Origin of the sequence: Thermomonas sp. (assembly GCF_025993755.1) — a bacterium.
Taxonomy (GTDB): domain Bacteria; phylum Pseudomonadota; class Gammaproteobacteria; order Xanthomonadales; family Xanthomonadaceae; genus Thermomonas.
On record NZ_JAMQHN010000058.1, the window covers coordinates 1 to 14264 of the forward strand.

Genomic DNA, 14264 nt, shown 5'->3' on the forward strand with positions numbered 1-14264 from the left:
TGATCAAACACATATCATATAGTAATTAAATCAATAAGATAGGCCGTTCATGCTGCTGATGCTCGACAATTACGACAGCTTCACCTTCAACCTCGTGCAATACCTGCAGGAACTGGGCGCCGAGGTGCGGGTGGAGCGCAACGATGCGCTCACCGTGGCGCAGATCGTGGCACTGGCGCCCGACAAGATCGTGATTTCACCCGGCCCATGCACTCCCAACGAAGCCGGCGTTTCACTCGACGTGCTACGCGAGCTGGGGCCGACGATTCCGATCTTCGGCGTGTGCCTGGGCTATCAGGCGCTGGGGCAGGTGTATGGCGGCAAGGTGGTGCGCGCCGGCCGGATCATGCACGGCAAGACTTCGCCCATCCACCACGAGGGCAAGGGCGTGTTCGCCGGCTTGCCGACGCCGTTCGAGGCCACCCGCTATCACTCGCTGGTGGTGGAAAAAACCAGCGTGCCCGACTGTCTGGAAGTGACGGCGTGGACGCAGAACGACGATGGCAGCATCGAGGAATTGATGGGCCTGCGGCACCGCGAATTCCCGGTGGAAGGCGTGCAGTTCCACCCCGAATCCATCCTCACCCGGCATGGCCACGCGATGCTGAAAAACTTCCTTGAGCGCAGCGCATGAGCATCACGCCCCAGGACGCGCTGCAACGCGCCATCGAACACCGCGAGATCTTCTTCGACGAAATGGTCGGGCTGATGCGCCAGATCATGCGCGGCGAAGTCTCGCCCGTGCTCACTGCCGCCATCCTCACCGGGTTGCGGGTGAAGAAGGAAACCGTGGGCGAAATTGCGGCGGCTGCCACCGTGCTGCGCGAATTCGCGCGGCCAGTGGCTGTGGCCGAGCGCCAACATATGGTGGATATCGTGGGCACCGGCGGTGATGGTGCGCACACCTTCAACATTTCCACAGCCTCGATGTTCGTGGCCGCTGCGGCTGGTGCCAAGGTGGCCAAGCACGGCAACCGCAGCGTGTCGTCCAAGTCCGGCAGCGCCGACGTGCTGGAGGCGCTGGGGGCCAACATCGAATTGCAGCCGGAGCAGGTGAGCGCCTGTATCGAACGCTGCGGCATTGGCTTCATGTACGCACCGGTGCATCACCCGGCGATGAAGATGGTGGCGCCGGTCCGCAAAGAATTGGGCGTGCGCACGATCTTCAATATTTTGGGCCCGCTCACCAACCCCGCCAATGCGCCCAATACCTTGATGGGTGTGTTTCATCCCGATTTGGTGGGCATCCAGGTGCGCGTGCTGCAAGAGTTGGGCGCGCAGCGCGCGCTGGTAGTGTGGGGGCGCGACAACATGGACGAGCTGTCGCTGGGTGCCGGCACCCTGGTGGGCGAATTGCGCGACGGCAAGGTGCGCGAATACGAATTGCATCCCGAAGATTTCGGCATCGCGATGGCGCATAGCCGCAACTTGAAAGTGGCCGATGCTGTCGAGTCGAAGGCGATGGTGCTGGCAGCGCTGGAGAACCGCGACGGCCTGCCGCGTGAAATCGTCGCCTACAACGCCGGCGCGGCGCTGTATGTGGCCGGTATAGCGGAGGACATCGGCGACGGCATTGCGCGTGCACGCAAGGCGCTGGCCGACGGCTCGGCGAAGGCGAAGCTGGAGGTCTACGTCGCCGCCACCCGGGAACTGGCGGGCGCTTGACGCGCCCGCCGCCGCGCCCCAGTCTGCCCGGATGCCTGCCGCGACGCCTTCCGCACTGACCCTGCTCCGCAACGCCGAGCTGTACGCCCCGGAGCCGCTCGGCCACGGCCACCTGCTGGTCGGGGGCGGGAAGGTGCTGTGGATGGGGGCCGAGGATCCCGGCCTGCCGGCGGCGCTGGGCGCCGAGGTGGTCGATCTGGAAGGCCGCGCGCTGGTGCCGGGCTTCATCGACAGCCATGTTCACGTCACCGGCGGCGGCGGCGAGGCCGGACACGCGACGCGGGTGCCGGCACCGGGCCTGAGCCGCTACACCCGCGCCGGCGTGACCACCGTGGTCGGGCTGCTGGGCACCGACGACCTTGCGCGCGGCATGAAGGATCTGCTCGCCCACGTATACGGGCTGCGCGAGGAAGGACTGTCGGCGTTCGCCTGGTGCGGCGGCTACCACCTGCCGCCATCCACCCTGACCGGCAGCGTGCGCGGCGACATCGCGCTGGTCGAGCCGGTGATCGGCGTCGGCGAACTGGCGCTGTCCGACCACCGTTCCAGCCAGCCGACGTTGAACGAGCTGCTGCGGGTGGCCTCCGAGGCCCACGTCGGCGGCCTGATGAGCGGCAAGGCCGGCGTGGTGCACCTGCATCTGGGCGACGGCGGGCGCGGGCTGGATCTGGTGCGGCGTGCGCTGGACGGCAGCGAGCTGCCGCCAAGGGTATTCCAGCCCACCCACGTCAACCGCAGGAAAGCGCTGTTCGAGGAAGGGCTGGCGTTGGCGCTGCGCGGCTGCCACATCGACATCACCGCGTTTCCGGTCGAAGAGGGCGAGGACGCCTGGGCCGCCGAGGACGCGCTGCTGCGCTATTTCGACAGCGCTGCGCCGCCGCAGCGGGTGAGCGTCAGTTCCGACGGCGGCGGCTGCCTGCCCGGCTTCGACGCCGAGGGTCGGGTGACGCACATGGACGTGGGCGATTCCATGGCGCTGGCCCAAACCCTGAAGCGGCTGTTGGTGCGCGGCGTGCCGCTGGCGCGCGCGCTGCCGGCGTTCACCGCCAACCCCGCCGCGCTGCTGCGGCTGGCGGGCAAAGGCAGGATTGCTGTTGGCGCCGATGCCGATTTGGTGGCGCTGTCGGACGACGGCGGCATCGATGCGGTCTGGGCGCGCGGCGTGGCGCAGGTTTCCGGCGGTGCGGTGCTGCGCCATGGTACGTTCGAGTCCGACTAGCCAAAGAGGAAATACGCAAACGATGTGTCCGAGCAAAGTGGCCGACGGCGAGACGCGCGGCTGGATCGTCCCGATCGGCGGGGCGGAAGACAAACAGGCCCATCCCGACGTGCTGGCCCGCTTCGTCGCCCTGTGCGGCGGCAAGGACGCGCGGATCGCGGTCATTCCCACGGCCAGCGCGCTGAGCGAAACCGGGGCGCAGTACCAGAGGCTCTTCCCGGAACTCGGCGCCGGCCGGGTCGACGTGCTCGATTTCGACACCCGCCGCGACGCCAGCGAGAAGAACCGGCTGGACATCCTCGAACAGGCCACCGGCGTGTTCTTCACCGGCGGCAACCAGCTGCGCCTCTCCACGATCCTCGGCGGCACGCCGGTGGCCAAGCTCATCCGCATCATGAGCGCGCGCGGGGTGACGGTGGGCGGCACCAGCGCCGGCGCCAGCATCCTGTCCGAGCACATGATCGCCTACGGCAGCGAGGGCGCCTCGCCGCGCGCCAGCAGCGTGCGCCTCGCGCCTGGGCTGGGGTTGACCAACCGTTTCATCATCGACCAGCACTTCCGCCAGCGCGACCGCCTCGGCCGGCTGACCGCGGCGATGGCCTACAACCCGTTCGCGGTCGGCATCGGCCTGGACGAGGACACCGCCGCCTTCATCGCGCCCGACAACACGCTGGAAGTGGAAGGCAGCGGCGCCATCACCGTGGTCGACGCCAGCTCGATGAGTTTCTCCTCGATGTCGGAAGTCGGCCAGAACGACGCGGTGTGCATGCTGGGCCTGACCGTGCATATCCTTACCGCAGGCGCCACCTTCAACCTGAGCACGCGCAAGGCCAGCGCCGGCACCCTGGCGCACAGCAAGGACTGAGGGCGCCGCGCATCCATCAAGACAGGCAGTCGTCGCAACCAGCGGTCATCGGAATAACGGGGAGGGCTCGATGCGGATTCTCAATCGCAATGTCTACGTGGGGCCTTCGCAGTACGCGAAGTTCCCGGTCATCCGGATCGAACTCGACCTCGGCGAACTGGAACAATGGCCCACCGCGAAGCTGGGCGAAGGCTTCATCCAGGCGCTGCTGGCCGCGCTGCCGGGCCTGGCCGAACACGGCTGTTCCTACCGCGAGCCGGGCGGCTTCCTGCGCCGCATGCGCGAAGGCGAGGGCACCTGGCTGGGCCATGTGCTCGAACACGTCGCCATCGAGCTGCAGAACGAGGCCGGCGAGGACGTCACCTTCGGCAAGACCCGCAGCGTCGACGACGGCCGCGAGGGCGTGTATTCGGTGGTGTACGAATACGAGCAGCGCGAGGAAGGCATCGCCGCCGGCGAACTGGCGCTGAAGCTGCTCGACTCGCTGCTGCCGCAGCAGCTGCGCACCGTCACCGACGCCGGCTGGAACTGGGAGCACGAGCGCGACGCCTTTATCCGCTACGCCCAGCGCCGCGCGCTCGGGCCGTCCACCGCCTCGCTGGTGCGCGCCGCGCAGGAGCGCGGGATTCCGTGGATGCGGCTGAACGACCAGTCGCTGGTGCAGCTCGGCTACGGCAAGTACCAGCAGCGCATCCAGGCCACCGTCACCGGGCGCACCTCGCATATCGCGGTGGAACTGGCCGGCGACAAGGAGGAAACCAACAAGATTCTCGGCGCACTCGGCCTGCCGGTGCCGCGCCAGGAGCTGGTGCAGTCGGCCGACGCCGCCTGGCGCGCCGCGCGCCGGCTGGACGGCCCGGTCGTGGTCAAGCCCTACAACGGCAACCACGGCCGCGGCATCACCATCAACATCACCGAGGAAGCCGACGTCCGCGCCGCGTTCGAGGCCGCGCGCGAGCACTCGCGCTCGGTCATCGTCGAGACCTACCTGCACGGCGAGGACCATCGTCTGCTGGTGGTCAACGGCGAACTGGTCGCGGCGACACTGCGCACGCCCGGCCACGTCGTCGGCGACGGCAGTTCGACCGTGGCCCAGCTGGTCGAGGTGGTCAACAGCGATCCGCGTCGCGGCGTCGGACACGAGAAGGTGCTGACCCGGATCAAGCTCGACCGCGAGGCCGAGCTGATGCTGGAGCGCAAGGGCTACACCTTCGACTCGGTGCCAGCCGAGGGCGAAACGGTGTTCCTGCGCTCGACGGCGAACCTGTCCACCGGCGGCACCGCCACCGACGTGACGGACATCATCCATCCCGACAACCGCGCCATGGCCGAGCGCGCGGTGCGCGCGATCGGACTGGATGTCGGTGGCGTCGACTTCCTTTCCAGCGACATTGCCGAGAGCTACCGGCGCACCGGCGGCGGCATCTGCGAGGTCAACGCGGCGCCCGGCTTCCGCATGCACATCGCGCCCAGCGAGGGCAAGCCGCGCGACGCGGCCGGGCCGGTGATCGACATGCTGTTCCCGCCGGGGACGCCCACCCGGGTGCCGATCGCCGCCGTGACGGGCACCAACGGCAAGACCACCACCGCGCGCATGCTCGCCCACATCGCCAAGATGGCCGGCTACACGCCGGGCCTGACCACCACCGACGGCGTCTACATCGACGGCCAGCGCACGGTCGAGGGCGACATGACCGGGCCGGTGTCGGCGCGGATGGTGCTGGCCGATCCGCAGATCGATCTTGCCGTGCTGGAAACCGCGCGCGGCGGACTGGTGCGCGCCGGCATGGGCGTGGCCGAGGTCGACGTGGGCGCGGTGCTCAACGTCGCCTCCGACCACCTCGGCATGAAGGGGATCGACACTCTCGAACAGCTGGCCGAGATCAAGCGGATCGTGGTCGAGGCCGCGACCGGCTGCGCCGTGCTCAACGCCGACGATCCCAACGTGCTGAAGATGTCGGCGTGGACCGACGCCAAGGTCATCTGCTACGTGACGATGAACCCGTCGCACCCGCTGGTGCGCGAGCACATCCGCGCCGGCGCGCGCGCCTGCGCCCTGGAGAACGGCGTCAACGGGCACATGATCACGCTCTACGACAAGGGCAGCCACATCCCGCTGCTGTGGACCCACCTGATCCCGGCGACGATGGAAGGCCGCGCCATGCACAACGTGCAGAACGCGATGTTCGCCGCGGCGATGGCGTTCTCGCTGGGCATCAAGCTCGACGCGATCCGCCACGGCCTGCGCACCTTCGACACCACCTTCTTCCAGGCCCCGGGCCGGATGAACGTGTTCGACGAACATCCGTTCAAGGTGCTGATGGACTACGGCCACAACGCCCACGCGGTGAGCGTGATGGCCGACCTCGCCCAACGGCTGGAAGTGACGGGACGCCGGATCGTGGTGGTGGCCGGACCGGGCGACCGCCGCAACGAGGATCTGCGCGAAATCGCCGCCGCGGTGGCCGGACGCTTCGACCACTACATCTGCCGCCGCGACGATTCCCTGCGCGGGCGCGACGGCGACGAGGTGCCGCGGATCATCGCCCGCGAGCTGGTCGCGCGTGGCGTGCCGGAGGCGGCGATCCAGCAGATCCCCGACGAGCAGCAGGCGGTCGATGCCGCGCTGAGGATGGCCAGGCCCGGCGATCTGGTGCTGGTGTTCGCCGATGCGCTCACCCGGACGTGGAAGCAGATCATCCGCTTCCAGCCGGAAGGCGCGGCGCCGGCGCCGGCCCGGGTCGCACCGAAGGCCGCCACGCTGGAAGTGCCGCTGGACGAGCAATTGGTCGCAGCGATGGAAGGCGTGGTGCGCGACGAGCGCGGCCTGCGCTTCGAGCGCGAGGAAAGCGATTGAGCGCGCAGCCCGTTCCGGCTGCCGTTCCGTTCGACGATTCGCGCCGGCTGACCGGCGCGAACCTGTATTTCGACGTGCCGGGCGCGGTTCTGGAAGTCGTTCCAGGAGTCGCGTTCGATGGCGCGGCGCAGGCCCGCTGGCGGCAGCGCGTCGCGCAGGCGCGCAAGGCACTGGGCTGGCCCGATGCCCAGCCTGCTGTCGCGCGCACCCACGCGGGCGGCACGACGCTGGCGATCGCGGCGCCCATCGATGGCCTGTTCACCGCCACCGAAATCAACGAGTGGGCGCTGTACACGGCTCTGGGGCTGCGGTCCGGGCCGGAATCGGTGGATGGCGAAGATCAGCCGCCGCGCCCGCACCCGGCGCATTTCGACGAGGCCGAGGCGCTGCGGCAGCTGGCCGACGCGGCGCGCGCAGAAGCCGTGCGCAACGGGCCGTTGATGGCGCTGCTGGAGGCCGCGCACACGCACGGTCTGCCAGCGCGTGCCGACGACGCGCTGCTATCGATCGGCGAAGGCGCGACTTCGCAGCAATGGCCACTGGCGGCATTGCCGGAACCGGACGCCGTGGCGTGGCCAAGCCTGCGCGGAATTCCCAAGGCGCTGGTGACCGGATCCAACGGCAAGACCACCACGGTGCGGCTGCTGGCCGCGCTGCTGGCGGACGGTGGCCGCAAGGTCGGCCACAGCTGTACCGACGGCGTGGTGGTGGACGGCGCCCGCGCCACCGCCGGCGATTATTCCGGCCCAGCCGGCGCGCGCGCCGTGCTGCGCGCTCCCGGTGTGCAGGCGGCCGTGCTGGAAACCGCGCGCGGCGGGATGCTGCGGCGCGGGCTGGCGGTGGACGACGCCGATGCGGCGATCGTCACCAACGTCAGCGCCGATCATTTCGGCGAATACGGCATCGACGACCTCGATGCGCTGGCCGAGGTCAAGCTGGTGGTCGCCAAGGGACTGCGGCCCGACGGCCTGCTGGTCCTCAATGCCTCCGATCCATTGCTTGCGGCGCACGCGGCGCATGTGCAGGGCAGGCGCATCGGCTGGTTCGCGCAGGATCTGGAACAAGCACGCGCACGCGGCCTTCCCGCCTGCGGCGGACGCGACGGGAAGCTGCGATTGGCGACGGAAACCGTGGAATACGATCTGGGCGCGATCGCCGACATGCCGCTGACGGTCGGCGGCGCGGCCCGCTACAACATCGAGAACATCGCCGCCGCCGCGCTCGCCGCGCACGCGCTGGCGGTGCCGCCGGACCGCATCGCCGCGGTGCTGTCCCGGTTCGGCGCAAGCAATGCCGACAACCCGGGCCGCCTGCAGCGCTGGCATCTTGGCGGCGTCGAGGTCGTGCTCGACTACGCGCACAACCCCGAAGGCCTGCAGGGCCTGTTCGAACTGGCCTCCGGATTGCGCCACGGACGCATGGCCCTGCTGCTCGGCCACGCCGGCAACCGCCGCGACGAGGACTACCGCGCCGTGGCCGAGGTGGTTGCAAGGGCACGACCGGACCGGGTCTGGCTCAAGGACATCGGCGGCAACTATCTGCGTGGCCGCAAGTCGGGCGACGTGGCCCATATCCTGCACGATGCCCTGCACGGGTTCGGCATGCCGCTGGATGCGCTGCCGATCTGTCTTGATGAAGCGCAGGCCGCACGCGAAGCACTGGCGTGGGCCGAAAACGGCGACCTGCTGCTGCTGCCGGTGCACGAGCCGTCCAGGCGCGAGGCGGTCGTGGCCTTGCTGGATCGCCTGCAGGCCGCAGGCTGGCGCGCAGGGCAGGCGTTGCCATGAACCCGGGTTGCCGCGCCGCGCGGCCTACCAGCTGAACAACTTGTAATACACCAGCGGCCCGCGCCTGGCGTCGCGCTCATCGACCAGGCCGTCGCCATTGCGGTCGTAGATGTAGTACGTGACCCCGCGCAGCGGCACCACCTTGACCATCTTCAACTGGCCGCCGAGGCGGTATTCGGTGATGACGTCGCCGTTGGGCTCGGTGTGCGTGGCCGGCACCGCGCCTTCCGGAATCGGCGGTTCCGGCTCGGGCGCGACGCTGGCACAGGCGCAGAGCGCGAACGCGGCGATGAACGTCAGTGCAAGGCGCATGGCGATACTCCGATTGCAGGCGGGTCAAGTATGCAGGATGCGCCGCGAAATGCCGATGATTCCGGCGTGCCCGGCCTATGTCTCCAGGAATCCGCCCGACTGCCGCTTCCACAGCTGCGCGTACAGCCCGCCCTGCGCCAACAATTCCGCGTGGCTGCCCTGCTCGACGATGCGGCCGGCGTCCATCACGATCAACCGATCCATCGCGGCGATGGTGGACAGCCGGTGGGCGATCGCGATGACCGTCTTGCCCTGCATCAGTCGATACAGATTCTCCTGGATCACCGCTTCGACTTCCGAATCCAGCGCCGAGGTCGCTTCGTCCAAAACCAGGATCGGCGCGTTCTTGAGCAGCACGCGGGCGATGGCGATGCGCTGGCGCTGGCCGCCGGAGAGCTTCACCCCACGCTCTCCCACCCGGGCGTCCAACCCGCGCCCGCCATGGGAATCGGCCAGTTCTGCGATGAAGCCGTCGGCGCTGGCCTGGCGCACGGCTTCCATCAGATCTTCCTCGCTGGCGTCGGGTCGCCCATAGAGGACGTTCTCCCGCACCGTGCGATGCAGCAGCGAGGTGTCCTGCGTCACCACGCCGATCTGCGCACGCAGCGAGTCCTGTTGCACGCTGGCGATGTCGATGCCATCCACGGTGATGCGCCCGGCCTCGACGTCGTGGAAGCGCATCAGCAGGTTCACCAGGGTCGATTTGCCCGCGCCGCTGCGGCCGACCACGCCGATCTTCTCCCCCGGCGCGATGGCAAGATCAAGATGTTCGATCACGCCGCTGCCCTTGCCGTAGTGAAACGACACGCCCTCATAGCGGATTGCTCCGCGCACCTTGGGCAGCTCCGGCGCATCGGGAGCGTCATCGACGGTCGGCGGCAACGCAATCGAGCCGATCCCGTCACGCACGGTGCCGACGTTCTCGAACAGTGCCGACAGCTCCCACATGATCCAGTGCGACATCCCCAGCAGCCGCAGTGCCAATGCCCCGGCCACGGCAATCGCGCCGGTCGTCATCGCGCCCCGCAACCACAGCCAGATCCCCAACGCCGCAACGGAAAACAACAGCAACATGTTCAGCGCATACAGCAGGCTGTAAACCCTGGTGACGAGCCGCATCTGCCGATGGACGGTGGCAAGGAAACCGTCCATCGCCTCGCGCGCATAGGCCTGCTCGCGGCGCGAGTGCGAAAACAGCTTGACCGTGGCGATGTTGGTATAGCTGTCGACGATCCGTCCGGTCATGGTCGAGCGCGCATCGGCCTGCGCGCTGGACACGATGCCCATGCGCGGCACGAACCAGCGCATCAGCAGACCGTAGCCGAGCAGCCACGCCGCGAACGGCAGCAGCATCAACAGGTCGGCGCTGGCCGCCACCACCAGCATGCCGCCGAAATACACCAGCACGTAGTTGCCGATGTCGAACAGCTTGATGACGGTTTCGCGCACCGCCAGCGAGGTCTGCATCAGCTTGGTGGCGATGCGTCCGGCGAACTCGTCCTGGAAGTAACCCATCGACTGCCGCAGCAGGTAGCGGTGGACGTTCCAGCGGATCCGCATCGGGAAATTTCCGAGCAGGGTCTGGTGCTGCACGGCCGAGTTCAGCCATACCAGCAGCGGCAGGCATGCCAGCACCAGCGCCGCCATCCACGCCAGCCGCGGGCCTTCCAAGGCCAGGAAGTGCGTCACTCCCAGTTCCGTCATCCGATCCACCAGCGCGCCGACGTAGGCGTACAGGGCGACCTCGGATACTGCGATCGCGGCGGTGGTTGCCGCCATCAACGCCAGCCACGGCTCGGCGCCGCGGGTGAAGTGGCGGCAAAACGCATACAGGCTGGCCGGAGGTTGCGCCGGCGGCGCCTCCGGAAACGGATCGAGTCGGGTTTCGAACCAGCGCAGCATGCGGGCGTTCCACGGATCGAACGGACATTGTGCCAGCGCCACGCCCATCGGCCGCCCTCCGGCGGCATCCCGGAGTCCTTTGCAGACCCCCCCTCTGCGGAGTGCGCCTTCGCGTTGCGTTTCCTGCCATCCCGGTACCTTCGGGATGACGCAAATCCAAAGCGACGCTGGCATTAGAATCCACGCATGGCACGCCTTGTCCTGATCGACGGTTCTTCCTACCTCTATCGCGCCTTCCATGCGTTGCCGCCGCTCAGCAATGCCGACGGCGAGCCGACCGGCGCCCTGTTCGGCGTGGTCAACATGCTGCGCGGGCACCTGAAGGAAGCGCCCGAGCACATCGCCTTCGTGATCGACGCGCCTGGCAGGACCTTCCGCGACGACCTGTATCCCGACTACAAGGCCAACCGCCCGCCGATGCCGGACGACCTGCGCGCGCAGGTCGCGCCGATGCTGCAGATCGTCGAGGCGCTCGGCATCCCGATCCTGCGCGTGCCCGGGGTCGAGGCCGACGACGTGATCGGCACGCTGGCGCTGCAAGGCGCGGCCGAAGGCATCGACGTCACCATCTCCACCGGCGACAAGGACTTCGCGCAGCTGGTGCGTCCCGGCGTGGCGCTGGTCAACACCATGACCGGCGGCCGCATGAAGACCGACGCCGAGGTGCTGGCCAAGTTCGGCGTGCGCGCCGACCAGATCGTCGATTACCTGTCGCTGATGGGCGATGCCGTGGACAACGTCCCCGGCGTGGACAAGTGCGGGCCGAAGACGGCGGCGAAATGGCTGGGCGAATACGGCACGCTGGACGGGGTGATCGAACACGCCGACGCGATCCAAGGCAAGATCGGCGAGCATCTGCGCGCGGCGCTGCCGCGGCTGCCGCTCAATCGGGCGCTGGTGACGATCAAGACCGACGTGGCGCTGGACGCGGGGCCGGACGCGCTGGCGCTGCGCTCGCCCGATGTCGAAGCGCTGCGCGCGCTCTATGCGCGCTACGGCTTCAGGCAGGCGCTGAAGGAACTGGACGGCGGCGGAAACGGCGCGGATGTGGCGCGGGTGCCGAACGCCGGCAGACGCTTCACCGCGTCCGCACCGGACACGCCGGCGACCGCACCCGATCCGGCGCTGGCCGCTCCCGGCGACTACGAAGCCGTGCTCACACCCAAGCAGCTCGACGCCTGGATCGCACGGCTCGATGCCGCGGACGAATTCGCCTTCGACACCGAAACCGATTCCCTCGACCCGCTGCGCGCCCACCTGGTCGGCTTGAGCCTGAGCGTCGAACCCGGCAAGGCCTGCTACATCCCGCTCGCGCACGCCTATCCGGACGCGCCCGCGCAGCTCGACCGCGACGCCGTGCTGGCGGCGCTGCGGCCACTGCTGGAGGACCCGCGCAAGCGCAAGCTGGCGCAGAACGGCAAGTACGACATGCACGTGCTGCGGCGCCACGGCGTCGCGGTCGCGGGCTACGCCGACGACACCCTGCTGGAAGGCTTCGTACTCGACGCCGGCCTGGCCCGCAACGACCTGGACTCGCTGGCCAGGCGCCACCTCGGCTACGAGACCCTCAAGTACGAGGACGTGGCCGGCAAGGGCGCCAAGGCGATTCCGTTCTCCAGCGTGCCGGTGGAGGAGGCCACCCGCTATTCCGGCGAGGATGCCGACATCGCCCTGCGCCTGCACCGCACCCTGCTGCCGCGGCTGCAGGCCGAGCCGGCGCTGCTTTCGGTGTACCGCACCATCGAGATGCCGCTGGTGCCGGTGCTGGCGCGGGTGGAGGAAAACGGCGTGCTGATCGACACCACCGAACTTCGCCGGCAGTCGGCCGATCTGGCGCGGCGAATGCTGGCCGCGCAGCAGCGCGCCCACGCGTTGGCCGGCCGCGCCTTCAACCTGGATTCCCCCAAGCAGCTCAGCGCCCTGCTGTTCGACGAACTGAAGCTGCCGGCGCTGGTGAAGACGCCGGGCGGGGCTCCTTCGACCAACGAGGAGGCACTGGCAGCCATCGCCGACGAACACGAGCTGCCTCGCCTGATTCTCGAATACCGCGGGCTGGCCAAGCTACGCGGCACCTACACCGACAAGCTGCCGGACATGGTCAACCCGAGCACGGGCCGCGTGCACACCAGCTACCACCAGGTCGGCGCGGCAACCGGCCGGCTGTCGTCCTCCGACCCCAACTTGCAGAACATTCCCACCCGCAGCGAGGACGGTCGCCGCATCCGCACCGCTTTCATCGCGCCTCCGGGCCGCAAGCTGGTGGCGTTCGACTATTCCCAGGTCGAGCTGCGGATCATGGCCCACCTGTCCGGCGACGCGGCCCTGCTGCGCGCGTTTGCCCACGGCGACGACATCCACCGGGCCACCGCCGCCGAGGTATTCGGCAAGCCGCTGGCCGAGGTCAGCGGTAGTGAGCGACGTGCCGCCAAGGCCATCAACTTCGGGTTGATGTACGGCATGGGCGCATTCGGGCTGGCGCGCCAGATCGGCGTCTCGCGCGGGCAGGCGCAGGACTACATCGCCCTGTATTTCAGCCGCTACCCGGGCGTGCACGAATTCATGGAACGCACCCGCCGACAGGCGCGCGAAAGCGGCTTCGTGGAAACCGTGTTCGGACGCAGGCTCAACCTCGATGCCATCCACTCGCGAAGCGCCTCCCAGCGCGCCAGCGCCGAACGCGCCGCGATCAATGCGCCGATGCAGGGCACCGCTGCCGACATCATCAAGCGTGCGATGGTGGCCGTGGATGACTGGATGGCCGGTCATCGCGACCAGGCGCTGATGATCATGCAGGTGCATGACGAACTGGTGTTCGAGGTTGAAACCGGCTTTGTTCCGGAGCTTGTTTCCGCGGTGACGGCACGCATGCAGGGCGCGGCCGAACTGCGGGTTCCGCTGGTGGTGGATTCGGGTGTCGGCGACAACTGGGACCAGGCGCACTGAATCGTGGAAGCACCCGGCCAGTCCGCCGGGTTTTTTCCAGCGTCATCGAGTCCGGTCCGTGCGGGACTCGATACCCACCATCCGGGCGTCCGCATGCCCAGCCGCTGACGCACCATTTTTGGCGCACCGCAACACCGGGACGATCGACGTCGCCTTGCCGCCTGCCCGATCAACGCGGCCCCGTGACGCGCGTCGCAGATCAGGAAACCGTGAGTTCCTTCACAGGAATCGCGCAGCGCAAACACTGGTGCGCGCAAGCAAACGGAAAGCAATGAATGCCTCCTGAATCGCAATGGGAAAACAGCGAAATCTTCACGAACCATCCATGCTTCGCGTGGTCTCATTACACGCGACAGGTGCAACGCCTGTTGCAGATCACAACCCCTCCCCTGGTGTGATCGACTGGAAGGAACAGGCCCTCCCCAACCTGCCTTCCCCCCCCAGCCCCACGGCCCACCCCTGGCCGTGGGGCTTTTTGTTGGCCGCGTTTTCTCCGTCGTTTGAAGCGTCGTTTCAACCCAACGCCAGGCATTTCCTTGAGCCAACAAAAAGGCCCGGCATTGCCGGGCCTTTTCGCATTGCGTTGGAACTGCAGCGATTACCAGGAATAGCGGAATGACGCCTGACCGCCCAGCACGCTGTTGAACGTGCCGCCGTCGGTCCAGTTGCCGCCGATCGTGAACCCGAAGCCTCCCTTCTCCACGCCCACGCCAA

Annotated in this window: 9 protein-coding genes; 7 read left to right on the plus strand and 2 right to left on the minus strand. The window is 68.2% G+C overall.

The genetic code is table 11. The features are described 5' to 3' along the window. The first annotated feature begins 49 nt into the window (after positions 1 to 49). From Q0X16_RS04295 to Q0X16_RS04320, 6 genes are all read left to right on the plus strand, one after another. Positions 50 to 634: an aminodeoxychorismate/anthranilate synthase component II gene (locus Q0X16_RS04295; protein ID WP_297830999.1), complete on the plus strand. Its 585-nt coding sequence runs from the start codon at positions 50 to 52 to the stop codon at positions 632 to 634. Then, the gene (trpD, locus tag Q0X16_RS04300) at positions 631 to 1665 is read left to right on the plus strand and encodes an anthranilate phosphoribosyltransferase (protein ID WP_297831002.1); all 1035 of its coding nucleotides are present in this window, start codon (positions 631 to 633) and stop codon (positions 1663 to 1665) included. The genes Q0X16_RS04295 and trpD overlap by 4 nt, the downstream gene beginning before the upstream one ends. Before the next feature lie 31 nt (positions 1666 to 1696). Further along, positions 1697 to 2884, plus strand: a complete 1188-nt coding sequence (iadA, locus tag Q0X16_RS04305) for a beta-aspartyl-peptidase (protein WP_297831005.1) — start codon at positions 1697 to 1699, stop codon at positions 2882 to 2884. A gap of 22 nt (positions 2885 to 2906) precedes the next feature. Beyond that, on the plus strand, positions 2907 to 3749 hold the full coding sequence (locus Q0X16_RS04310) for a cyanophycinase (RefSeq protein ID WP_297831008.1): 843 nt from the start codon (positions 2907 to 2909) through the stop codon (positions 3747 to 3749). 70 nt (positions 3750 to 3819) lie between these two features. Next, the gene (cphA, locus tag Q0X16_RS04315) at positions 3820 to 6606 is read left to right on the plus strand and encodes a cyanophycin synthetase (protein ID WP_297831011.1); all 2787 of its coding nucleotides are present in this window, start codon (positions 3820 to 3822) and stop codon (positions 6604 to 6606) included. Further along, entirely contained in the window at positions 6603 to 8393 is a 1791-nt protein-coding gene (locus tag Q0X16_RS04320) for a Mur ligase family protein (RefSeq protein WP_297831014.1), read from the plus strand. The genes cphA and Q0X16_RS04320 overlap by 4 nt, the downstream gene beginning before the upstream one ends. Positions 8394 to 8417: 24 nt before the next feature. Here Q0X16_RS04320 and Q0X16_RS04325 read toward each other — a convergent pair whose 3' ends face one another. Continuing rightward, positions 8418 to 8705, minus strand: a complete 288-nt coding sequence (locus tag Q0X16_RS04325; protein WP_297831016.1) for a DUF2782 domain-containing protein — start codon at positions 8703 to 8705, stop codon at positions 8418 to 8420. Positions 8706 to 8780: 75 nt separating this feature from the next. Beyond that, positions 8781 to 10607, minus strand: a complete 1827-nt coding sequence (locus Q0X16_RS04330) for an ABC transporter ATP-binding protein (protein WP_297831023.1) — start codon at positions 10605 to 10607, stop codon at positions 8781 to 8783. A 186-nt stretch (positions 10608 to 10793) separates the two neighbouring features. Here Q0X16_RS04330 and polA point away from each other — a divergent pair, with 186 nt between their 5' ends. Next, the gene (gene polA, locus Q0X16_RS04335; protein ID WP_297831019.1) at positions 10794 to 13550 is read left to right on the plus strand and encodes a DNA polymerase I; all 2757 of its coding nucleotides are present in this window, start codon (positions 10794 to 10796) and stop codon (positions 13548 to 13550) included. Positions 13551 to 14264: the final 714 nt, after the last annotated feature.